The organism is Labedella populi (assembly GCF_004078655.1).
Lineage (GTDB): Bacteria > Actinomycetota > Actinomycetes > Actinomycetales > Microbacteriaceae > Labedella > Labedella populi.
In genome coordinates this window covers 1,055,836-1,077,165 of record NZ_RZNC01000001.1, presented here as the reverse complement: position 1 = coordinate 1,077,165, position 21,330 = coordinate 1,055,836, and the positions used below count along the sequence as shown (strand labels likewise).

Here is a 21,330-nt window from a genome sequence, read left to right as displayed (position 1 = left end):
ACGTCACATCAACGAACCAGAGGAATGCAGTGCCCGCCATCTTCGAACCCCTGACCCTGCGCTCACTCACCCTCCGCAACCGGCTCTGGGTCGCTCCGATGTGCCAGTACTCCGTCGAGCAGCGGGACGGCGTGCCGACCGACTGGCACCTCGTGCACCTCGGGCAGTTCGCCGCGGGTGGCGCCGGCCTCGTCCTCACCGAGGCGACGGCCGTGAGTCCGGAAGGCCGCATCTCACCGGAGGACACGGGGATCTGGACGGACGAGCACGCGGAGGTCTGGGCGCGCATCGTCCGGTTCCTGCACGGCCAGGGGGCCGCCGCGGGCATCCAGCTCGCCCACGCCGGGCGGAAGGCGTCGACCTACCGACCGTGGGCGCACGAGCGTGGGACCGTCCCGGCGGCAGCGGGCGGGTGGGAGCTCTTGGGCCCGTCGCCGGTCCCGTTCCCCGGTTACGCGACGCCGCGGGAGCTCGACACCGTCGGCATCGAGAAGGTCGTCGCCGACTTCGTCGCCGCCGCCCGCCGCTCGGTCGACGCGGGCTTCGACGTCGTCGAGGTCCACGCCGCTCACGGCTACCTCCTGCACGAGTTCCTCTCGCCGCTCTCCAACGAGCGCACAGACTCCTACGGCGGTTCGCTCGAGAACCGGGCCCGCCTCCTCCTCGAGGTCGTCCGCGGTGTGCGCGCGGCGATCGGCGAGCGGGTCCTCTTCGTCCGTTTCTCCGCGACCGATTGGACGGAGGGCGGCTGGAACGAGGACGACACGGCGACGGTCGCCGGCTGGGCCGCCGAGGCGGGCGCGGACCTCTTCGACATCTCGACCGGCGGGAACGTGCACGCCTCGATCCCCACCGAGTCCGGCTACCAGGTGCGCTTCGCGACCCACGTGCGCGACGCGGTCGACGCCCCCGTCAGCGCCGTCGGACTCATCACGGACCCCGAAGCCGCCGAGGAGATCGTCCGGTCGGGCCGCGCGGATGCGATCATGATGGCGCGCGAATTCCTCCGCGATCCACACATCGTGCTACGGGCAGCGGCGCAGCTCGGCGCGACGATCGACTACACGCCCCCGCAATACCTCCGCGCGCCCTTCGACTGATCACGGTGGCGGTGCAGGTCGCGGTCCCGGTCCCTGCCCCGGCCCCGGCCCCGGCCCCGGTGGCGGTGTAGGTCACGGTCACGGTCACGGTCACGCGGTTCGCCTGATCCGCGCGACCGCTCCCGGCTCAGCGACGCCGAGTCGCGTCCTGCACCTCCCCGACGAGTACCTCGATGATGTCCTCGAGGAAGAGCACTCCGGTCGTCGCGCCCTCGCGGTCGAACGCCCGCGCGAGGTGCGCGCCGGAGCGCCGCATGATCGTGAGTGCGTCCTCGAGATCGGTCTCCTCGAAGATCGACACGAGCTGACGAATGCGCTTCGTCGGCACGGGCTGGTCCTCGTCTCCGGGCTCCGCCGTCGCCTCGAACCGCAGCACGTCCTTCAAGTGCAGGTATCCCATGGGCTGGGCGTCGCCGTCGACGATGACGTAGCGGGAGAAACCGTGCTTCGCGACCGCACGCTCGAGCTCGGCCGCCGTCACCGACTCCGGAAGGGTCACGATTCCGTCGAGCGGGAGCGCGACGTCGCCGACCTTCTTGCTCGTGAACTCGAACGCCGCGACGAGCGCCCCAGACGAATCGTCGAGCACACCCTCGCGCGTCGATTGCGACACGATCGTCGCGACCTCCTCGAGGGTGAACGACGACGTCGCCTCGTCCTTGGGCTCCACCCGGAACAACCGCAGCACGGCGTTCGCCGTCGCATTGAGCGTCCAGATGATGGGCTTGAAGATGCGCGCGATCATCACGAGCGGCGGAGCGAGCAGAAGCACGGCCCGATCCGGGATCGAGAACGAGAGGTTCTTCGGCACCATCTCGCCGAAGACGACGTGGAGGTAGGAGACGAGCAGGAGCGCGATCACGAACGCGACGGTGCCGATGACCTCCTCGGACCAGCCGGTGAGGTGCAGCGGATACTCGAGGAGATGGTGGATCGCCGGTTCGGACACGTTGAGGATCAGCAAGGAGCACACCGTGATGCCGAGCTGGCTCGTCGCGAGCATGAGCGTCGCGTGCTCCATCGCCCAGAGCGCCGTCCGGGCGCTTCGACTCCCCTGCTCCGCGCGCGGCTCGATCTGCGAGCGACGGGCGGAGATGACGGCGAACTCCGCGCCGACGAAGAAGGCGTTCGCCGCGAGCAGCACGACGAGCCAGGCGATTCCGGCCCAGTCACTCATCGTCGTCACCCTCCTCCGGGCGCGCAGTGAATCGCACGCGATCGATCCGGCGCCCGTCGAGTCGCTCGACCCGGAGGGTACCAGCGTCGATCTCGACTTCGTCGCCCGCGACGGGCAGGCGCCCGAGCTCGCTCATGATGAATCCTCCGACCGTCTCGAACGGCCCGTCCTCGGGCACCTTCAGCCCCGTGCGCTCGAGCAGTTCGTCGGGGCGCAGGCTCCCGGGGAACACCGTGCTGTCGCGACCCCTCACGACGCCCGCACGCGTGCGGTCGTGCTCATCGGACACCTCGCCGACGATCTCCTCAACGAGGTCCTCGAGCGTCGCGACCCCGGCCGTTCCGCCGTACTCGTCGACGACGACCGCCATCTGGTATCCGCGGCCGCGCAGTTCCACGAGCAAGGTATCGAGGTGCATCGTCTCGGGGACACGCAGGATGTCGAACTGCAGCGCGGAGACGGGCACGTCCGCGCGGCGGTCGCGCGGAACGGCAACGGCCTGTTTGACGTGCACGAGTCCGACGATGTCGTCGATGTCCTCGTCCATGACCGGGAAGCGCGAGTACCCCGTGCTGCGCGCGAGTTCGACGACGAGAGCCGCGGGGTCCGTGCGCCGGACGACCTCGAGACGCGGTCGTGGCGTCATGACGTCGGACGCGGTGTGGCTGGAGAACAGGAGGGTGCGGTTGAGGAGCGTCGCCGTGTCCTGCTCGAGAGTGCCCGCTCCCGCGGAACGGCGGACGAGACTCGACAACTCCTCGGCCGTCCGGGCGCCGGACAGTTCCTCCTTCGGCTCGATCCCCACCGAGCGGAGGACGGCGTTCGCGCTGCCGTTGAGCACCACGATCGCGGGCTTGAAGACCGTCGTGAACAGGGTCTGGAAGGGGATGACGAGCTTCGCCGTGTGCAGCGGCAGGGCGAGCGCGAAGTTCTTCGGCACGAGCTCGCCGACGATCATCGACAGAAGCGTCGCGATGACGATGGCCACGACGGTGGCGATGGGCGCGATCACGGGCTCCGGGACGCCCATCGCCGTGAACGGGCCGGCGAGCAACGACGAGATCGCCGGTTCCATGGTGTATCCGGTGAGGAGCGTCGTGAGGGTGATCCCGAGCTGTGCACTCGAGAGGTGGGTCGATGTGATCTTGAGCGCGGCGATCGTCATCGCGAGACGGGACTCGCCGCGCTCACGTCGCGCTTCGAGGTCGGAGCGGTCGAGGTTGACGAGCGAGAACTCGCTCGCAACGAAGAAGCCGGTGCCGATCGTCAGGACCAGCCCGATCGCGAGCATGATCCACTCATACATGGGGGGCCTCCGTCACGCGGAGGCTCGGACTGTCGTCCTCCGATGGGGCGTCGCGTTCCTCGGGGGCCGTGGCGGCCGAATCGGAGCGACCGACGCCGGCTGCGCCGACAGAATGTGCGGAAGCCGAGACGAAGGAATTCGCAGAAGCGGCGACGGAGGAATTCGCAGAAGGAGGATCGTCCATTGTCGCCTCAGTATATCCGCCGCCCTCCCTGCCTCACCGCCTCAGCGCCGATTGCGTACGCAACGGACATCCGCGCGCGTAATCGCAGCCGCAGCTGTCCGTTGCGTACGCAAATCGTCCGGCTGTCCCCAGGTTCGGAAGATTCGGCGCATCACACAGAGGGCGTGTGGACGAACCCGGGATCACCGGCGTGCGCGGCACGCTGAGCACATGACCCACCACCCAGAGATCTTGCGGGCCGACCCGTGGGCGGGGAGACACCTCGAGTCGCGCGCGCTGCTGCGACAGGCACAGGCTGGGCGCCTCGTGCGGATCTCCCACGGCCGCTATGTGGATGCCGAATCGTGGAATGCCATGGACGGTCTCGAGCGGCATCGCTTGAGAACCCTCGCCGTCGCATCGACGGCTGCGACGGACAACGTCTTCTCTCACCACGCGGCCGCCGCCCTGTGGCGGATCCCGCTCCTCGGCGACTGGCCCGACCGGGTCGACGTCACAGGTCCCGTGAGATCAGGTGGGCGCTCGTCCGAACAGATCCGTCGGCATCCGTCGGCTGCGATACCGGCCGAGCAGATCGGCACCACCGACGGCGTTCGGCTCACCTCACCCGCTCGCACGGTCGTCGATCTCGCTCGCGTCCTCCCGTTCCCGGAGGCGGTCGTCGCAATCGACGCCGCGTGCCGGATCGGCCGTGCGGCTCCGAAGGCGCTGCTCGCGGAGGTCCGAGACCTCTCCTGTGCGGCTCGTGGACGACGGGGCGGACGGCGCGCCGCTGATGCCGCGGCCTTCGCCACGGACCAGTCGGAGTCGGTATGGGAGTCGGTGAGTCGGGTCACCATTCGGCGGCTGGGTTTCCCCGACCCCGTTCTTCAGCAGGAGTTCCGCTGGGACGACCGAACGTCGTACCGCACGGACTTCTGGTGGCCGGAGTACGGCGTCGTCGGGGAGTTCGACGGGCTCGTGAAATACGGCTCGGGTGAGGGTGACGAGGCACGTTCGGCCCTCGTCCGGGAGAAGATCCGCGAGGACCGGCTCCGGACGCTCTCATCCGGCTTCGTCCGATGGACGGCGTCCGACGTGCGCGACCCACTCCGCCTCGCTCGACTCCTCGGTGCGGCCGGTCTCCCCCGTCCCACTCGCCGACTTGCGTACGCAAACGACTTCAGCGGGTGAAATTTCGGCCGCACTTGCCCGTTGCGTGCGCAAATGCAGATCGGGCGGGCTACCAGGAGACCGGGAGGGCCTTGCCCTCCTCGTAGCCCGCTGCGGACTGCAGTCCCACGAGGGCACGGTCGTGGAACTCCGGGATCGAGCGTGCGCCGGCATAGGTGAAGGAGGAGCGGACACCCGACGTGATCATGTCGAGGAGGTCCTCGACGGAGGGACGGAGCGGGTCGAGGAAGATCCTCGACGAACTGATCCCCTCCGCGAAGAGCGTCTTCCGCGCCAGCTCGTAGGGGTCGAGTCGACCGAACCGCTCGAGCACCGCCTTCGTCGAGGCCATGCCCCAGCTCTCCTTGTAGAGCCGGCCGGTGTCGTCGGCATGGATCGTGCCCGGTGCCTCGATCGTCCCGGCGAACCACGAGCCGATCATGACGGACGAGGCGCCGGCCGCGAGCGCGAGTGCCACGTCTCGCGGGTACCGCACGCCCCCGTCGGCCCAGACGGCGGCGCCGTGCGCCTTCGCCGCCTCCGACGTCTCGAGCACCGCGGAGAACTGAGGACGCCCGACCGCCGTCATCATACGTGTCGTGCACATCGCGCCGGGTCCCACCCCGACCTTGAGGATGTTCGCGCCCGCCTCGACGAGGTCGGCGACGCCGTCCGCCGTGACGATGTTGCCGGCGACGATCGGAATGCCGAGTTCGAGGGCCGAGACCGTTCGAAGCGCCGAGAGCATCGTCTCCTGGTGGCCGTGGGCGGTGTCGATCACGAGCACGTCGACGCCCGCGGCCACGAGGGCCTTCGCCTTGGCCGCAACGTCGCCGTTGACACCGATGGCCGCCGCGACGGACAGGCGGCCCGACGCATCGAGCGCGGGAGAGTAGAGGGTCGAGCGGAGCGCGCTCGTGCGGCTGAGTGTGCCGACGAGATGCCCGTGGCGGAGCACCGGCGCGAACTCGATGTCCGCCTGGACCATCAGATCGAAGGCGGCGCGAGCCGACGTCACGTCGTCGGCATCGATCGACGCGACGCCGCCATGCACGAGGTCGCCGAGTCGCGCGTCCGGCAGCGCTCGGCCGAGCCGTTCGGCATCGAGGCAGCCCACGAGCTCCCCATCGGATCCCACGACGACGACCCCGTGACCACCGGGGACGGCGGGCACGACGAGCAACGCATCGGCGACCGTCGTGTCGGGCGAGAACGAGACCGGAGAGTCGAACTCGACGGCCTGATCCTTGACCCACCGGATGGCCGCGTCGAGTCCCTGGAGCGGCATGTCCTGCGGCAGGACGCCGAGCCCTCCTCGGCGCGCGAGCGCCGAGGCGAGTCGCGGGCCGGTGACGGAGTTCATGTTGGCGGACACGATCGGGATGGTCTGACTCGTGCCGTCCTGCGGCGCGAGGGAGACATCGAGCCGGCTCGAGACGCCCGATCGCGACGGCACGAGGAACACGTCCGAGTAGGTGAGGTCGTGGCGGGGATCGTCTCCGTAGAACTGCATGAAACCACGCTAGCCGTCTCGGGGGTGCCGCGGAGGGGGGTGGCAGGGTTTAGGCTTGATTTCCGGAGTGTGCGACGCCATCGAGCCCTCGGTGGCGGTCCGAATGGCGAGTGACGAAAGTGGTGGTCCGACCGTGTCAGGCCCAGTGACCGGAGCAGGAACCGACGAGAATTCCGCAGCGGAATTCGGAGCGAACGAGTGGCTCGTCGACGAGCTGTACGAGCAGTACCGGGTCGACAAGAACTCGGTGGATTCGTCCTGGTGGCCGACCCTCGAGGCGTACCACCAGCACACGTCGGGTGGAGCCCCGGCATCGACGCCCGCTCCGACCGCGAGCGCCCCGGCCGCGAGCGCCCCCGCCGCGAGTACCCCGGCCCCGAGCAGCCCGGCCACGACCTCCGGGACGCCGGCGGCCGCGAGCGCCCGGCACGCGACCTCGACGGCCGCAACGGGAGAGCCGGCGAAGCCCACGGAACGGACCTCGACCTCCGACACCGCGCGGCCCGTCGCCCGCACGACGAGCCAGCAGCCGCAAGCCGCGCCCATCCCCGCCGATGCGCCGGCCCCCTCGAAGAAGGCCGCCGAGGAAGAGCCGGAGGACGTCGTCTCGCCGCTGCGCGGAATGGCGAAGTCGCTCGCGACCAACATGGACGCGAGCCTCACCGTGCCCACCGCGACGAGCGTGCGCACGGTTCCCGCCAAGCTGATGATCGACAACCGCATCGTCATCAACAACCACCTCAAGAGGTCCCGCGGGGGCAAGGTCAGCTTCACGCACCTCATCGGCTGGGCGCTCATCCAGGCACTCAAGGAGTTCCCGAGCCAGAACGTCTACTACGACGAGGTCGACGGCAAGCCGAGCGTCGTCGCCCCCGCCCACGTCGGCCTCGGGATCGCGATCGACCTCCCGAAGCCCGACGGATCGCGCGCGCTCCTCGTGCCCGCGATCAAGCGCGCCGACACCCTGAGCTTCACCGACTACCTCGCCGCCTACGAGGACCTCGTCCGCCGCGCTCGCGGCAACAAGCTCACGGCCGACGATTTCAAGGGTGCGTCGATCTCGCTCACGAACCCCGGCGGCATCGGCACTGTTCACTCGGTCCCCCGCCTCATGAAGGGGCAGGGCTGCATCATCGGCGCCGGCGCCCTCGAGTACCCGGCGGAGTTCCAGGGGGCGTCGGACCACACGCTCGTCGAACTCGGCATCGGCAAGACGATCACGCTCACCTCGACCTACGACCACCGCGTGATCCAGGGCGCCGGATCCGGCGAGTTCCTCAAGAAGGTCCACGAACTGCTGCTCGGTCAGCGCGGCTTCTACGAGGACATCTTCGCCGCTCTCCGCATCCCCTACGAGCCCATCCGCTGGGCCACCGACATCAGCGTCGACCTCGCCGACATGATCAACAAGACGGCTCGCGTCCACGAGTTGATCAACGCGTTCCGCGTGCGCGGTCACCTCATGGCCGACGTCGACCCGCTCGAGTACGTCCAGCGCTCGCACCCCGACCTCGACATCGCGAGCCACGGCCTCACCTTCTGGGACCTCGATCGCGAGTTCGTGACCGGGGAGTTCGGCGATTCACGTCAAGCGAAGCTCCGCGACATCCTCGGCGTCCTCCGCGACTCCTACTGCCGCACCATCGGGCTCGAGTACATGCACATCCAGGATCCGGCCCAGCGGAAGTGGATCCAGAGCAAGGTCGAGCGTCCGTACGCGAAGCCGACGCACGACGAGCAGCTGCGCATCCTCGGCAAGCTCAACGAGGCCGAGGCGTTCGAGACGTTTTTGCAGACGAAGTACGTCGGTCAGAAGCGCTTCAGCCTCGAGGGCGGCGAGTCGACCATCGCGTGCCTCGACGCGATCCTCCAGGGCGCGGCGTCCGCCGGGCTCGACGGCGCGGCGATCGGTATGGCGCACCGCGGACGGCTCAACGTACTCACGAACATCGCCGGGAAGACCTACGGCCAGATCTTCCAGGAGTTCGAGGGCACGCAGGACAAGAAGTCCCAGGGCTCGGGCGACGTCAAGTACCACCTCGGCACCGAGGGCACCTTCCGTGCCGCCGACGGCACCGAACTGCCCGTCTACCTCGCCGCGAACCCCTCGCACCTCGAGGCCGTCGACGGCGTGCTCGAGGGCATCGTGCGGGCCAAGCAGGACCGCAAGCCCATCGGCACGTACTCGACCCTGCCGATCCTCGTGCACGGCGACGCCGCGATGGCGGGCCAGGGCATCGTCCTCGAGACGATGCAGCTCTCCCAGACGCGTGGGTACCGGACCGGCGGCACGATCCACATCGTGGTGAACAACCAGGTCGGCTTCACCACCCCGGAGCGCGACGGCCGCAGTTCGATCTACGCGACCGACGTCGCGAAGACCGTGCAGGCGCCGATCTGGCACGTGAACGGCGACGATCCCGAGGCCGTCGTCCGCGTCTCGGAACTCGCGTTCCAGTTCCGCCAGGAGTTCAACAAGGACGTCGTCATCGACCTCGTCTGCTACCGCCGGCGCGGTCACAACGAGGGCGACGACCCCTCGATGACCCAGCCGCTCATGTACAGCCTCATCGAGCAGAAGCGCTCGGTGCGGAAACTCTACACCGAGGCCCTCGTCGGCCGCGGCGACATCAGCGAGGAGGAGTACGAGGCCGCACACCGCGACTTCCAGGACCGCCTCGAGCGCGCGTTCATGGAGACGCACGCCGCCCAGACGGCGTCAACGCCGGTCATCTCCCCCACGGTCGACGACGAGGGCTACTCCGGCGAGCCGGAGTCGACGGCCGTCTCGTCGAGCGTCATCGAACTCGTGGGCAACGCCTTCGAGAACAAGCCGGAGGGCTTCACCGTCCACCCGAAGCTCGACCAGCTCCTCAAGCGCCGGCAGGAGATGAGCCGGAACGGCGGCATCGACTGGGCCTTCGGCGAACTGCTCGCCCTCGGGTCGCTGCTCGTCGAGGGCACGCCCGTCCGCATGAGCGGTCAGGACTCGCGCCGAGGCACGTTCGTGCAGCGGCACGCCGTGTTGCACGACCGCGTCAACGGTCAGGAGTGGCTGCCCCTCGTCAACCTGCACGAGAACCAGGCGCGCTTCTGGATCTACGACTCGATCCTCTCCGAGTACGCGGTCATGGGCTTCGAGTACGGGTACTCCGTCGAGCGCCCCGACGCCCTCGTCCTGTGGGAGGCGCAGTTCGGAGACTTCGTCAACGGCGCGCAGACGATCGTCGACGAGTTCATCTCGAGCGCCGAGCAGAAGTGGGGCCAGCGTTCGAGCGTCGTGCTCCTCCTCCCGCACGGCTACGAGGGCCAGGGGCCGGACCACTCGTCCGCTCGCATCGAGCGCTTCCTGCAGCTGTGCGCCGAGAGCAACATGACGGTTGCACGCCCGTCGACGCCGGCGTCGTACTTCCACCTGTTGCGCCGCCAGGCCTACGCGCTGCCGCGACGGCCGCTCGTCGTGTTCACCCCGAAGGCGATGCTGCGACTGCGCGGAGCGACGTCGGACGTCGCCGACTTCACCTCCGGTCGATTCCGCCCCGTGCTCGACGACACCCGCGAGCTCGACGGCTCGACGGTGACGCGCGTGCTCCTGCACGCCGGCAAGGTGCACTGGGACCTCCGTGCCGAGCTCGACAAAAACCCGGACGACTCGATCGCCCTCGTCCGCCTCGAGCAGTACTACCCGTTCCCGAGCGAGGAGCTCGCCGCCGTGCTCGAGTCGTACCCGTCGGCCGAGGTCGTCTGGGTGCAGGACGAGCCCGAGAACCAGGGCGCGTGGCCGTTCATCGCGACCGAGTTCCCGAAGACGATCGAGCGGGAGATCTCGGGAGTCACCCGCCCGGCGTCGGCGTCCCCCGCGACGGGGTCCGCAAAGCGCCACGCCACCGAGCAGAGCGACCTCATCCGTCGGGCTCTCGGGCGCTGAGCCCGGCTCCCGCCACGTCCTCAGGACGACGAAGGCCCGCACCGATCGTGATCGGCGCGGGCCTTCTCGCTGAGAAGGGACAACACGCTCCCGCGCCCTACCGCTACGGCGCCGTGCGGCCGGGTCGGACGCTGCTCCTGAGCGGTGCGGGCCGACGAAGGGTCGTCAGAGCGACGGGACGATCGACGCCTCGTGATCCGTCTTCACGGAACGCAGGCGCTGCAGAACGTGCTCCTTGAGGTCTGCGGGAGCCGTCTCCTGGCAGGCCCGCTGAACGGCCTCGGTGAGCGTCACGGCGAGAACGGCCTCGCTCCGGCAGGACTCGCAATGCTCGAGGTGGTCGCGGATGTCGGACGCCTCGGTCCGGCACACCTCGTTCCGGAGGTACTCCTCGAGGTCGCGCTTCGCTTTGTCGCAACCGCAGTCGTTCATCGTGTGCTCCTCACGCGTGTCGGTTCGATTCCGCGCTCGCGCGCGTAATCAGCCAGCAGTTCCCGCAACATCCGGCGGCCTCGATGCAGCCGGCTCATCACGGTCCCGATCGGCGTCTTCATGATGTCGGCGATCTCCTGGTAGGCGAACCCCTCGACGTCGGCGAAGTAGACGGCCAGGCGGAAGTCCTCGGGGATGGCCTGCAGCGCATCCTTCACGGCACTGTCCGGCATGCGGTCGATCGCCTCGGCCTCGGCGGATCTGCTCGACGCCGCGGTCGTCGACTCGGCGCCGCCGAGCTGCCAGTCCTCGAGGTCGTCGATCGTGCCCTGGTAGGGCTCGCGCTGCTTCTTCCGGTACTGGTTGATGTAGGTGTTCGTCAGGATGCGGTACAACCACGCCTTGAGGTTGGTGCCCTGCTGGAACTGCCCGAAAGCGGCGTACGCCTTCACGAACGTCTCCTGCACGAGGTCCTGGGCGTCCGACGGGTTCTTCGTCATCCGCATCGCCGCCCCGTAGAGCTGGTCGATGAACGGGAGCGCCTGCTCCTCGAAGAGGGGGCGCGGATCGGCGTCAGGCTGAACCGGCTCATCGAAGTCGAGAGCCTCTTCGACCGTCTCGACGACGTCCTCGGGCACCTCCGTCGTCGAGTCCTCCGGAGCGCGCGAGCCGTCCGGTGCGGCGGTGTCCTCCGAGGCATCGGAAGCGGGGGCGTCGTCGATCGGTTTCATCGCGGCCCAGTCTAGTTCGGGCAGCGCGGAACGGCTCGTGGAGAGCACGTCACGACCACCGTCGACCACTCGGGCCTCGGTACGTTCGAGCACGACGGACGGCACGGCTCTCCTCTCGGTGCGGCCATTCGCCGCTACCCTAGGACAACGATGTTCGAAGCCAAATATTCCGCCCCCGAAGTCGATCTCTTCGGCGAGCGCGCAACCCCTGCGACCGACGACGACTGGATCGCGCCCGTCGCCGCCGGCCCCGTCGTCGCATCGCTCACCCTCCCGGGCTCGAAGTCGATCACCAATCGCGAGCTCGTCCTGTCGGCTCTCGCCGACGCACCGTCGCGGCTCCGGGCACCACTGCACTCCCGCGACAGCGACAACATGGTCGCCGCTCTCCGCGCCCTCGGCGCCTCGATCGAGCCGGCCCCGGCCACGGGCGACTACGGCGACGACTGGATCGTGGCGCCGGCGGAGGAGCTGACGGGGTCGACGACGATCGAGTGTGGACTCGCCGGTACCGTCATGAGATTCGTGCCGGCCGTCGCGGCGCTCGCCCTCGGCCCCACCGTCTTCGACGCCGACGACGCCGCTCGCGGCCGCCCGATGGGCGGCCTGGTGGCGGGACTCACAGCCCTCGGTGTCGACATCGATGCGACGAGTACCGATTCCCTGCCGTTCACCGTCCACGGCACCGGTCGAGTGACGGGCGGCCGTCTCGAGATCGATGCCTCGCAATCGAGCCAGTTCGTGTCCGGACTGCTCCTCTCGGCGCCGCGCTTCGACGAGGGCATCCACCTGCACCACTCGGGCACCCGGCTGCCGAGTGTTCCCCACATCGAGATGACCCTCGACGCGCTCCGCCGGCGGGGGGTCGACGCCTCGAGCGACGGCGCGGCGTCCTGGCGAGTCGCCCCCGGCCCGATCGGGGGCCGTGACGTCCGGATCGAGTCGGACCTCTCGAACGCCGCCCCCTTCCTCGCCGCCGCGGTGGCGACGGGCGGACGCGTGACCCTCTCGGGGTGGCCGGAGGAGACGACGCAGGTGGGAGCGGACCTCGCCCATCTCCTCCCGTTGTTCGGCGCCGAAGTCGTCGTGGGCGACGGCCGGATCACCGTCACCGGAGCACCGGAGATCTCCGGGGTCGACCTCGATCTCACGACGGGGGGCGAGCTCGCACCGGCCCTCGCGGCCCTCGCGGCCCTCGCCACCGGTCCCTCCACGATCCGGGGTATCGGACACATCCGCCACCACGAGACCGATCGTCTCGCTGCTCTCGCCACCGAGATCAATCGCCTCGGCGGGGACGTCGAGGAGCTCGCAGACGGGCTGCGCATCACGCCACGGCCGCTCACGGCCGGCCGGTGGTCGAGCTACCACGATCACCGCATGGCGACGGCCGGCGCGATCATCGGCCTCGTCGTCGAGGGTGTGCGGATCGAGAACATCGCGACCACGGCGAAGACGCTTCCGCAGTTCCCGTCCCTGTGGCGCGAGATGGTGGGAGCACACTCCACGTGAGCTGGTGGGAGACGGCGGACGCCGGGGACGACGACTTCGACGAGTTCGACGAGGACTCGATCCGCACGCGGCCGAACCCGAAGGGATCGAGACCCCGGACGAAGCAACGCCCCGAGCACAAGGACGCCCGTACGGCGCGTGTCCTGAGCGTCGATCGCGGCCGCTACCTCGTACTCCTCGCCGAGGGCACGGCCGACGAGCGAGAACTCACCGCGACGCGCGCCTCCGAGCTGCGCCGCAAGTCTGTCGTCACGGGCGACCAGGTCGACCTCGTCGGCAATGTGAGCGGTGAGCAGGGCACCCTCGCCCGGATCGTGCGCATCCGGGAGCGCTCGACGCTGCTCCGCCGGAGCGCGGACGACACCGACCAGGTCGAGCGCGTGATCGTCGCGAACGCCGACCAGATTGTCGTCGTCGTCGCGGCCGCGAACCCGGAGCCCCGGGCGCGCCTCGTCGACCGTTACCTCGTCGCAGCACTCGACGCGGGCATCCGGCCGATCCTGTGCATCACGAAGACGGACCTCGCGGATCCCACGGCCTTCCTCGAGAACTTCGCGGGTCTCGACCTCGACGTCGTGACCTCCGGCTCGGGCACCATCCCCGTCGCCGATATCGTCGAGCGGCTCATCGGTCACAGCACCGTCTTCGTCGGCCACTCCGGCGTCGGCAAGTCGACCCTCGTGAACGCCATCGTGCCGGAGGCCGGTCGTGCGATCGGGCACGTCAACGAGGTGACGGGGCGTGGCCGACACACGTCGTCGTCCACGGAGTCCTACCGTGTGCGCACGGAGGCCGGCAGCGGTTGGGTCATCGACACCCCCGGAGTGCGCTCATTCGGGCTCGGCCACGTCGACCCGGCCAACATCCTCAAGGCCTACACCGACCTCGCCGAGATCGCCGAGGACTGCCCGAGAGGGTGCACCCACCTTCCCGATGCGCCGGATTGCGCGATCACCGAGGCCGTGGAGACAGGTGAGCTCGGCGAGGGCGGGCCGGCCCGGCTCGACTCGTTCCACCGGCTCCTTCAGAGCGTGGTGTCAGCACCTAAGCTCGGAGAATGACCACCCTGACCCAGCGGCCCGAGATCGGGCAGCCCGCCCCGGCGTTCACCCTTCCGAATCAGGACGGCGAGACCGTCTCGCTGAGGGACCTCGCCGGGAAGCGCGTCATCCTCTTCTTCTACCCGCAGGCGATGACGCCCGGCTGCACGACCCAGGCCTGCGACTTCCGTGACAACGAGGCGTCGCTCCTCGCCGCCGGATACACCGTTGTCGGGATCTCGCGTGACGCTCCCGAGAAGCAGAACGCATTCCGGGAACGGGACGCGTTGCCGTTCGATCTCCTCTCCGACGAGGACAAGACCGTGCACCTCGCGTACGGCGCGTGGGGCGAGAAGAACAGCTACGGCAAGGTCGTCACGGGGGTCCTGCGTTCGACCTTCGTCATCGGTCCCGACGGGAGACTCGAGCACGCCTTCTACAACGTCAAGGCGACCGGGCACGTCACCATGCTGCGGAAGAAGCTCGGTCTCGACTGACGGCCCTCGAGGCCGCACCCGGATCCTCAGACCTCGGGATCCGGCCGCCGGGTGTGCTGCATGACCGAGCGGGTGAAGAGCAACACGAGGACGACGATCGACGGCACCGCGATCGCCGCTCCGATGAGCGGCTGAGCGAACGCGCCCTGGACCGCACCGAGGGCGATCGTCAACTGGATCAACTGCCAGAAGAGCGCCCCTCCACGCGCCCAGCTCGCGCCACGCAGGAGCGACAGGGCGATCCAGGCGACCCAGACGGTCGCGACCGCTGTGAGGACGATGAGCGCGAGCGCACTCGCGAGCGACGCCGGCGTCAGCGTGAGGACGTCGATGAGGAGGACGATCACGGCGACCGCGAGGGCGACGGCCTCGATTCCCACGAGGACCGACACGACGCGCACGGCCCGCGACGGCAGCCTCCGTCCGCCCGGGACGCGCGCCCCGCCGTCGTCCGAGTGGTCCATCGGTGCAGCGTTCACAGGCCAATCCCATACAGAGCTATTGATTCGGTCTACCCAGTATGCGACCATATTGGAGGCCGAAACGACGCTCTCAGGGTTGCGAGCATGTCCGCCCGACGGACCTCCCCCTGGAGACCGCTTCCCCCGAACTCTCACACGCTGTCCGGTCGATGCCCGCATCGATCGCGTACCGATCGGTGAGACGTGCCTCGCCGAGGCGATCCGATCGCCGGTGCCCCCACCGCGGGGGACGAGTGCAACAGGAGGAGCGCCGACGGGAATGAACGCCGACGTCACCCCGCGTCCCGTTCGACGATTCCGGCCCGCGAAACCCTACTCCGACCATATCGGTCGATTCCCCTGCAATTAAAGGAGCACCTCCATGGACTGGCGCGACAAAGCCGCTTGCCTCACCGCCGACCCGGAACTCTTCTTCCCGGTCGGGAACACGGGGCCGGCCGTCGACCAGATCGACAAGGCGAAGGCCGTCTGTGGCCGCTGCACCGTCACCGAGATCTGCCTTCAGTACGCCCTCGAGACCGGACAGGACTCCGGCGTCTGGGGCGGACTCTCCGAGGACGAGCGCCGCGCGCTCAAGCGCCGCGCGGCGCGCGCCCGCCGGGCCTCCTGACCGGGGCCTCCTGATGCCGGGAGGCTCCGCCGCGGTCCCCGTGAGCATCGGTCGACCGGATGCCCTGCTCTAGCGGTTCTTCATCCAGCGGAACGGCATGTCGATCGTGACCTCGGTGCCGTTGCCGACGACGGTGTGCCAATCGATCGTGCCCCCGAGCTCACCCTGGATCAGTGTGCGGACGATCTGCGTGCCGAGACCGGTCCCGACTTTGCCTTCGGGCAGTCCCGCACCGTTGTCGCGGACGACGACGGTCAGTCGCTCATCGTTGCGCTGAGCCTCGATCTCGACGCTTCCCTCGAGTCCGTTGAGGCCGTGCTCGACGGCATTCGTGACGAGTTCGGTCAGGGCCAGAGCGAGCGGCGTGGCGTACTCGCTCGGCAGCACCCCGAAGGCGCCCGTCTTCCGGGGATGCGCCGTCGTGTTGTGGGCGGACGCGACTTCGGCGACGAGCATGAGAACCCGATCGAAAACCTCGTCGAAGTCGACGTCCTGCGTGAGGCCCTCCGACAGCGTGTCGTGCACGACGGCGATTGCGGCGACGCGTCGCATCGCTTGCGACAATGCGTCCCGCGCCTCGTCGGTGTGCGAGCGCCGCGACTGGATGCGCAGGAGCGAGGCGACCGTCTGCAGGTTGTTCTTGACGCGGTGGTGGATCTCGCGGATCGTCGCGTCCTTCGTCAGCAGTTCGCGCTCCTGGTGGCGCTGCTCGGAGACGTCGCGGCAGAGGACGATCGCGCCGGTCCGGGTCCCGCGGTGACGCAGTGGGATCGCGCGGAGGGTCACGGTGACTCCGCGCGCCTCGATGTCCGTCCGCCAGGGCGCTCGGCCGGTGACGACGAGCGGGAGCGATTCGTCGACGAGGTCCTCCGACGGCAGGATACGCGTCGTGACCTCGGCGAGCGATTCACCTTCGAGCTCCTCGACGAAACCCATCCTGTTGAACGCCGACAAGGCGTTGGGGCTCGCGAAGGTCGTGACGCCCTCGACGTCGAGGCGGATGAGGCCGTCCGACGCCCGCGGTGCACCGCGTCGTGGTCCCGCCGGCGCCGAGAGATCGGGGAAGTCTCCTGCGGCGATCATCGTGAAGAGCTCGCCCGCGAGCGCGTTGAACGTCAATTCCTGACGGCTCGGCGTCCGCGCCTCCCCGAGGTTCGTGTGTCGCGTGAGCACGGCGATGGGTGCGTCCGTCGTCTCCGGACTCGAGGACCGCAACCGCCGCAGGACGGGCACGGCGCGCACGCGCGTCGGTGTCTCCTCGTACCAGTCGGGCGCCGACGAGTCGACGATCGCCCCCGTCTCGAACGCCTCGGTGACCTGGCTCCGCCACTGCTGTTTGATGCGCTGGCCGACGAAGTCGCGGTAGAACAGTGTCGCGGCGCTCGAGGGCCGGTAGTGGGCGACGGCGACGAAGCTGTCGTCCGTCGTCGGAATCCACAGCACGATGTCGGCGAAGGCCAGATCGGCGAGGAGCTGGGCGTCCTGCACGAGCATGTGCAGCCAGTTGACGTCATCGTCCCCCGAACGGCCCTGGGCGAGTACAAGATCACTGAGCGTCGACACGGTCCCAGTCTAGGCCGAGCGCTTGCGGCGGAACGGAGGGGTCCACCCGGCCCTCCGGTCGTCGGCGACGCGCGCCTGACGGGCCGCCCGCCGACCCTCGGACGACGGCTCCGGCGCGGCCATGAGGTGGGCACGGGCGTAGCGTCGCAGTTCCGCCACCGCGGGCGAACGAGGAGACACCTCTCCCATCGGTCGCGCCTCGAGGAGCGCGGCATCGGCCGTCTTCGCGTCGTTCGGTACGAGTACGGCGTCGTCGACACCCGCGAACCGGCGCAGGGTCGTGACGAGCTGGTGACCGGCCCCGACGCCGACCGTCGACGACCGGACGCGGTTCATGAGGACGTCGACCACCTGGGGACCGACCACCTCGCGGAGGTCGGCGTGCGCCCTGATGAAACGGCTGACTCCGATCGGATCGGCAGCCCCGACGGCCACGACCCGGTCGGCGGCGCGGAGCGATGCGACCGTCGCGGCGTTCCGGCGAGGTGCGAAGAGATCACTCGACAACTCCTCGTCGTCCTCGAGGGAGAAACCGACGTCGACGATCACGTGATCGACCCACGTCCGGCACACTGCGAGGGTCGTCGCGACCCGCTCGGCCCCGAGTTCGGGCCACCGGGACGATCGCGTGATCCCCGTCAGCACCGCGAGCCGACCGTCGCCGACGGGATGCTCGCGCGCCACCCGATCGAGTTCGTCGACGGACAAGGCGTCGTGTCCCGCCAACCGGCACGCCGCCGCGAGACCCGGCGCCTCATCGAGCAGGCCGAGCGCCGGTGCGATCGACGCGCCGACCGTATCGGCGTCGACGAGGGCGACGGTCGCGCCCGTGCGCGCGAGTTCGTGGGCGAGAGTGATCGCGACGGTCGTTCGGCCGGGGGCACCGCTCGGACCCCAGACCGCCACGATCCCACCGGAGCGGGCACGCGTGCGAGCGGCGAGGGGACCGCCGACCACCAACTCGTCGAGGTCGTCGATCGACGCGTCCACCGAGACCACGTCGTAGACGCCGAGCGATGCGGCGAGACGACGGGACCTCTCGCCGTCGAGCAGTGCGACGAGGCGGACGCCCGACTCATCGCACGCGGTCAGGAGTTCGCGGCTCAACCGCGACCCGTCCGCGGTGACGACGAGGACGTCGGGGAGGAGCCGGGTCACGAGAGGCGCGACATCCTCCCCCTCCGCGAAACGGGCGACGAGCTCGTGGCCGCGTTCGACGAGGGCTCCGACGACCGTGTCCTCGAGCCGCCGATCGACGGCGAAGGCGATCCTCACCGCGCGCCTCCCTCGACGGGCACGAGAGTGAGCGCGTCCCCCGCCGTCGACGCGGCCAGGAGGACGGCGACCGCCCCGTCCGGCACGGACAGTTCGACCGACACCTCCGACGACCCGGCGACGATGCTCTCCTCCGCGACGATCCGGGCGACGAGCGCTCCCGCCACGAGGACCGAGGGCGGGTCGGCCTCGTCTCCCTGTCCGCCCGAGCCCGACGCCCACACGTCGACGTCGCGGCCCGCGACGACGCCTTCGGGGAGTTCCCCGCTCACGCTCACGACGACGGGTGCCATGGCGAGGTCGGCGGTAGCGGCGATCGCTTCAGCCGGAACGAGCTCACCGGCGAGGATGGACCGCGTCGCGACGGCACCGTCGACGAGACCCCCGGGGGCGACGTAGAGATCGGCGGAGCGTCCCAGAGAGACCTGCTCGACGACGAGGTCCTCCGTCCCGACGACATTTCCCGCGACGATGGTGGTACCGGCCGCGTACACCGACACCGACCTGTCGGCCGACGCGACGACCGCCCATACCCCCGCAATCGACGCCGCGACGAGCGCGACGCCCACGACGAGCCGGACGTCGACGATCCTCGTGATCGATCGCCTCTTCGACGCACGCACGCTCATACCCTGGGCCCCCCGTCCCGGCGCGATCATCGCGCCGCAGCCATCGTGCCAAGGGCGGCGAGGTCGAGCCGAATGTTATCCACAAGCCGTACCCGGGGACGCCGCTCGCTTCATACTGGGAGGCATGGACCAGGTATCCCCAGACTCGATCGGCCGGTTCCTGACCGTCGGCGATGCCTCGGAGATCCTCAACATCTCGTCGGACGAGGTCCTCGAGCTCGTCCGGACGGCCGAGCTGCCCGCGATCCGAGTGGGCCGTCCCCGGCGCTGGCGCATCGAACGCAGCGCCCTCGAGGGCTTCATCGCGGGCAAGTACGAGGAATCGCGTCGCATGGGCCTCTGGCGCGAGGTTGCGGACGCGAGTGTCATCGATCTCGTCGATCCGCGCGACGCCTCCGCTCTCCGCCGACGTTGACGCCGACGGCCACGGGTCTCGCGTCCGTCCCGCTCGGCGTCGAGCCGATGCCGGCCCGGTCAGATCAGGATCCGGCGGACGGCCGCGAAGGGCAGGAGGAGGATGTCGGCGACGTTCCGATGCCGACGCGCTTCACCGAACTCGTGGACGGCGAGGTCGAGATGGTCACGTCCCACCCGGTCGATGGTGCCGGTCCGGACTCCACCGACCGTGTGCACCTCGGTGGTGACGCGGCGACGGCAGAGGTCGCGCAGGACGAAGGCGAACCCGATCCGATCCGACACCCGTGGCGCTCCGGCCGATGACAGGACGGAGAGGCTTCGCACGACGTCGCCCGGCGGGATGATCACGCCGGTGATCGCCGCGACCGGGACGATGCACCCGCGCGATCGCGCGCCGGCGACCGAGGTCTCCCCCGACACCCAGTCCCGACCGATCGTGGTCGGCCGCATGACGAGACGTTCCGCTCCGAGCTCGATCGTCACGGAGGCGCCACCACGCGCACCGATCGCGAGCGCCTCGACACGTTCGCGCAGGAGGAGTCGCCCGATGCGGCGCCGCTCCTCGTCGGCTCGCTCGTCGCGCTCCTCCGCGTCGCGTTCCGTCGCGAGCTGGCTCTCGAGATCGTCGAACAGGTCGTCCCACCGCATCGGCCGCCTCCTCCCGCGCTCCCGATCAGGCTATCGACGCCCGCCCGTCCCGCGAGGAGCTTGTCCCCAAGCGGAGGCCGGTCGGCATCTGGCCCCCGATACGGGGAGAGGGGGGACCATTGTCGCTCCGCACGGTCGTGGGTACGCTCTCCACAGGCCGGAGCCGGCCTCTGCAGGGAGGGATCGGCTCATACGCTAGCGTGGCCACAGCACCCCCGAACGGGGGCCACGGTTGATGCAGACGCGCGCCGATTTGGGGGGCGAGGCGCTGCCACCGGACGAGCCACCACGGCTCCCACCGCGAGGTGGGGATCGTGAGGCGCCCGCCCGGACCCCGCGATGCGGGGACTCGTCTCTTCACACGTCCAGCTCTCGACTCCCGCCCGCGCGGTGTCATCGGCACGGTGTCATCGGCACGGTGTCATCGGCACGGTGTCATCGGCACGGTGCCACCGGCACGGTGCCACCGGCACGGTGCCACCGGCGGTATGGCCTTCTCCGCAGCACCTGAACGACGCACGCCACTCGAGGCGGCGCCGGTCCACGCTGCGCCGGAGGGCCCGACGAGGAATCGAGGGCGTCCGGAAATCGGGATACCGCATGCCACCCGCGTCCTCTGCTCGCTCGTCCGCCGTCCAGCCGGCGCTGCCACCCGTCACTCCGACGCCCACAGAACGGCCGAACCGCCCACGTCGCGGCGAACCCTTCGACATCGACCGCTTCTTCGGCCGTCAGTCCACGCCGTCGGCGGAACTCCCCGACCCGGGCCCTCTCCTCGAGAACCTCGCCCGCTGCGTCGTCGAGGTCCTGGCGGGTGCACGCGAGTTGGAACAACTCGCCCGCTGGGTGAACGAAGACGTCTACCGCACCATCCTCCGGCGCTCGCTCTTGGCGAAGAGGGCACGGACACTGTCGGGCGCCACCGTCGCGCGCCCCGTGCTGCGGATCGGCAGCGTCATCGCCACGAGCCCCCGCGACGGCGTCGTCGAGGGAGTCGTCGTCGCCCACTCACGTCGCCGGAGCCGTGCCATCGCCATCCGACTCGAGGGCGTCGATCGGCGCTGGCGAGCCGTCGCCATCCACGTGCTCTGACGACGAAGAAGCGGTGGCCCCATCGGGACCACCGCTTCCTCT

19 protein-coding genes are annotated in these 21,330 nt (G+C 69.5%); 9 read left to right on the top strand and 10 right to left on the bottom strand.

Annotated elements, in window-relative coordinates:
* Window positions 1-29: 29 nt before the first annotated feature.
* On the top strand, window positions 30-1,100 hold the full coding sequence (locus tag ELQ92_RS05100; RefSeq protein WP_128497846.1) for an NADH:flavin oxidoreductase/NADH oxidase: 1,071 nt from the start codon (window positions 30-32) through the stop codon (window positions 1,098-1,100).
* A gap of 127 nt (window positions 1,101-1,227) precedes the next feature.
* Here the strand turns inward: ELQ92_RS05100 and ELQ92_RS05090 are convergent, their stop codons facing one another.
* Together ELQ92_RS05090 and ELQ92_RS05085 are read right to left on the bottom strand one after the other, a co-directional pair.
* Window positions 1,228-2,277: a hemolysin family protein gene (locus ELQ92_RS05090; protein ID WP_128497845.1), complete on the bottom strand. Its 1,050-nt coding sequence runs from the start codon at window positions 2,275-2,277 to the stop codon at window positions 1,228-1,230.
* Window positions 2,270-3,583: a hemolysin family protein gene (locus ELQ92_RS05085; protein WP_128497844.1), complete on the bottom strand. Its 1,314-nt coding sequence runs from the start codon at window positions 3,581-3,583 to the stop codon at window positions 2,270-2,272. Before ELQ92_RS05085 ends, ELQ92_RS05090 begins: the two co-directional genes overlap by 8 nt.
* Before the next feature lie 394 nt (window positions 3,584-3,977).
* On the opposite strand from ELQ92_RS05085, the gene ELQ92_RS05080 reads away from it, so the two are divergent.
* Window positions 3,978-4,940, top strand: a complete 963-nt coding sequence (locus ELQ92_RS05080; protein ID WP_128497843.1) for a type IV toxin-antitoxin system AbiEi family antitoxin — start codon at window positions 3,978-3,980, stop codon at window positions 4,938-4,940.
* 49 nt (window positions 4,941-4,989) lie between these two features.
* Here ELQ92_RS05080 and guaB1 read toward each other — a convergent pair whose 3' ends face one another.
* Window positions 4,990-6,432 carry a GMP reductase gene (gene guaB1 / locus ELQ92_RS05075; protein ID WP_128497842.1) on the bottom strand — a complete coding sequence of 481 codons (1,443 nt, stop codon included), beginning with the start codon at window positions 6,430-6,432 and terminating at the stop codon, window positions 4,990-4,992.
* A 133-nt stretch (window positions 6,433-6,565) separates the two neighbouring features.
* Here guaB1 and ELQ92_RS05070 point away from each other — a divergent pair, with 133 nt between their 5' ends.
* Entirely contained in the window at window positions 6,566-10,360 is a 3,795-nt protein-coding gene (locus ELQ92_RS05070; RefSeq protein WP_243694894.1) for a multifunctional oxoglutarate decarboxylase/oxoglutarate dehydrogenase thiamine pyrophosphate-binding subunit/dihydrolipoyllysine-residue succinyltransferase subunit, read from the top strand.
* Window positions 10,361-10,525: 165 nt separating this feature from the next.
* On the opposite strand, the gene ELQ92_RS05065 is transcribed toward ELQ92_RS05070, so the two are convergent.
* On the bottom strand, window positions 10,526-10,792 hold the full coding sequence (locus ELQ92_RS05065) for a zf-HC2 domain-containing protein (protein ID WP_128497840.1): 267 nt from the start codon (window positions 10,790-10,792) through the stop codon (window positions 10,526-10,528).
* Entirely contained in the window at window positions 10,789-11,523 is a 735-nt protein-coding gene (locus tag ELQ92_RS05060) for a sigma-70 family RNA polymerase sigma factor (protein ID WP_128498049.1), read from the bottom strand. The genes ELQ92_RS05065 and ELQ92_RS05060 overlap by 4 nt, the downstream gene beginning before the upstream one ends.
* Before the next feature lie 150 nt (window positions 11,524-11,673).
* Between ELQ92_RS05060 and aroA the strand changes: the two genes are divergently transcribed.
* From aroA to bcp, 3 genes are read left to right on the top strand one after another with little or no spacing between them, the layout of a single operon-like run.
* Window positions 11,674-13,035 carry a 3-phosphoshikimate 1-carboxyvinyltransferase gene (gene aroA, locus ELQ92_RS05055; RefSeq protein WP_128497839.1) on the top strand — a complete coding sequence of 454 codons (1,362 nt, stop codon included), beginning with the start codon at window positions 11,674-11,676 and terminating at the stop codon, window positions 13,033-13,035.
* Window positions 13,032-14,096: a ribosome small subunit-dependent GTPase A gene (gene rsgA, locus ELQ92_RS05050; RefSeq protein ID WP_128497838.1), complete on the top strand. Its 1,065-nt coding sequence runs from the start codon at window positions 13,032-13,034 to the stop codon at window positions 14,094-14,096. The genes aroA and rsgA overlap by 4 nt, the downstream gene beginning before the upstream one ends.
* Entirely contained in the window at window positions 14,093-14,572 is a 480-nt protein-coding gene (bcp, locus tag ELQ92_RS05045) for a thioredoxin-dependent thiol peroxidase (protein WP_128497837.1), read from the top strand. The genes rsgA and bcp overlap by 4 nt, the downstream gene beginning before the upstream one ends.
* A gap of 26 nt (window positions 14,573-14,598) precedes the next feature.
* Here bcp and ELQ92_RS05040 read toward each other — a convergent pair whose 3' ends face one another.
* A complete protein-coding gene (locus tag ELQ92_RS05040) occupies window positions 14,599-15,036 on the bottom strand; it encodes a hypothetical protein (protein ID WP_128497836.1) in 438 nt (145 codons plus the stop codon).
* A gap of 379 nt (window positions 15,037-15,415) precedes the next feature.
* Between ELQ92_RS05040 and ELQ92_RS05035 the strand changes: the two genes are divergently transcribed.
* Entirely contained in the window at window positions 15,416-15,664 is a 249-nt protein-coding gene (locus ELQ92_RS05035) for a WhiB family transcriptional regulator (protein ID WP_090711166.1), read from the top strand.
* A 69-nt stretch (window positions 15,665-15,733) separates the two neighbouring features.
* Here the strand turns inward: ELQ92_RS05035 and ELQ92_RS05030 are convergent, their stop codons facing one another.
* The 3 genes from ELQ92_RS05030 to ELQ92_RS05020 are packed head-to-tail and all read right to left on the bottom strand — an operon-like array spanning window position 15,734 to window position 19,131.
* On the bottom strand, window positions 15,734-17,227 hold the full coding sequence (locus ELQ92_RS05030) for a sensor histidine kinase (protein WP_128497835.1): 1,494 nt from the start codon (window positions 17,225-17,227) through the stop codon (window positions 15,734-15,736).
* A 9-nt stretch (window positions 17,228-17,236) separates the two neighbouring features.
* Window positions 17,237-18,502, bottom strand: coding sequence for a CpaE/TadZ family protein (locus ELQ92_RS05025; RefSeq protein ID WP_128497834.1), 1,266 nt, complete (start codon window positions 18,500-18,502; stop codon window positions 17,237-17,239).
* Window positions 18,499-19,131 carry an SAF domain-containing protein gene (locus tag ELQ92_RS05020; protein ID WP_166426710.1) on the bottom strand — a complete coding sequence of 211 codons (633 nt, stop codon included), beginning with the start codon at window positions 19,129-19,131 and terminating at the stop codon, window positions 18,499-18,501. The genes ELQ92_RS05025 and ELQ92_RS05020 overlap by 4 nt, the downstream gene beginning before the upstream one ends.
* A 124-nt stretch (window positions 19,132-19,255) precedes the next feature.
* On the opposite strand from ELQ92_RS05020, the gene ELQ92_RS05015 reads away from it, so the two are divergent.
* Entirely contained in the window at window positions 19,256-19,546 is a 291-nt protein-coding gene (locus ELQ92_RS05015; RefSeq protein ID WP_128497832.1) for a helix-turn-helix domain-containing protein, read from the top strand.
* 59 nt (window positions 19,547-19,605) lie between these two features.
* Here ELQ92_RS05015 and ELQ92_RS05010 read toward each other — a convergent pair whose 3' ends face one another.
* Entirely contained in the window at window positions 19,606-20,196 is a 591-nt protein-coding gene (locus ELQ92_RS05010) for a hypothetical protein (RefSeq protein WP_128497831.1), read from the bottom strand.
* A 600-nt stretch (window positions 20,197-20,796) separates the two neighbouring features.
* On the opposite strand from ELQ92_RS05010, the gene ELQ92_RS05005 reads away from it, so the two are divergent.
* Window positions 20,797-21,288, top strand: coding sequence for an Rv3235 family protein (locus tag ELQ92_RS05005; RefSeq protein ID WP_243694870.1), 492 nt, complete (start codon window positions 20,797-20,799; stop codon window positions 21,286-21,288).
* The last annotated feature ends 42 nt before the right edge of the window (window positions 21,289-21,330 follow it).

Coding starts and splice junctions, on each gene's coding strand:
- ELQ92_RS05020 (WP_166426710.1), bottom strand. CDS start 19,131: ATGAGCGTGCGTGCGTCGAAGAGGCGATCGATCACGAGGATCGTCGAC.
- aroA (WP_128497839.1), top strand. CDS start 11,674: ATGTTCGAAGCCAAATATTCCGCCCCCGAAGTCGATCTCTTCGGCGAG.
- ELQ92_RS05065 (WP_128497840.1), bottom strand. CDS start 10,792: ATGAACGACTGCGGTTGCGACAAAGCGAAGCGCGACCTCGAGGAGTAC.
- ELQ92_RS05005 (WP_243694870.1), top strand. CDS start 20,797: ATGCCACCCGCGTCCTCTGCTCGCTCGTCCGCCGTCCAGCCGGCGCTG.
- ELQ92_RS05085 (WP_128497844.1), bottom strand. CDS start 3,583: ATGTATGAGTGGATCATGCTCGCGATCGGGCTGGTCCTGACGATCGGC.
- ELQ92_RS05015 (WP_128497832.1), top strand. CDS start 19,256: ATGGACCAGGTATCCCCAGACTCGATCGGCCGGTTCCTGACCGTCGGC.
- ELQ92_RS05090 (WP_128497845.1), bottom strand. CDS start 2,277: ATGAGTGACTGGGCCGGAATCGCCTGGCTCGTCGTGCTGCTCGCGGCG.
- ELQ92_RS05060 (WP_128498049.1), bottom strand. CDS start 11,523: ATGAAACCGATCGACGACGCCCCCGCTTCCGATGCCTCGGAGGACACC.
- ELQ92_RS05010 (WP_128497831.1), bottom strand. CDS start 20,196: ATGCGGTGGGACGACCTGTTCGACGATCTCGAGAGCCAGCTCGCGACG.
- ELQ92_RS05035 (WP_090711166.1), top strand. CDS start 15,416: ATGGACTGGCGCGACAAAGCCGCTTGCCTCACCGCCGACCCGGAACTC.
- guaB1 (WP_128497842.1), bottom strand. CDS start 6,432: ATGCAGTTCTACGGAGACGATCCCCGCCACGACCTCACCTACTCGGAC.
- ELQ92_RS05080 (WP_128497843.1), top strand. CDS start 3,978: ATGACCCACCACCCAGAGATCTTGCGGGCCGACCCGTGGGCGGGGAGA.
- ELQ92_RS05040 (WP_128497836.1), bottom strand. CDS start 15,036: ATGGACCACTCGGACGACGGCGGGGCGCGCGTCCCGGGCGGACGGAGG.
- bcp (WP_128497837.1), top strand. CDS start 14,093: ATGACCACCCTGACCCAGCGGCCCGAGATCGGGCAGCCCGCCCCGGCG.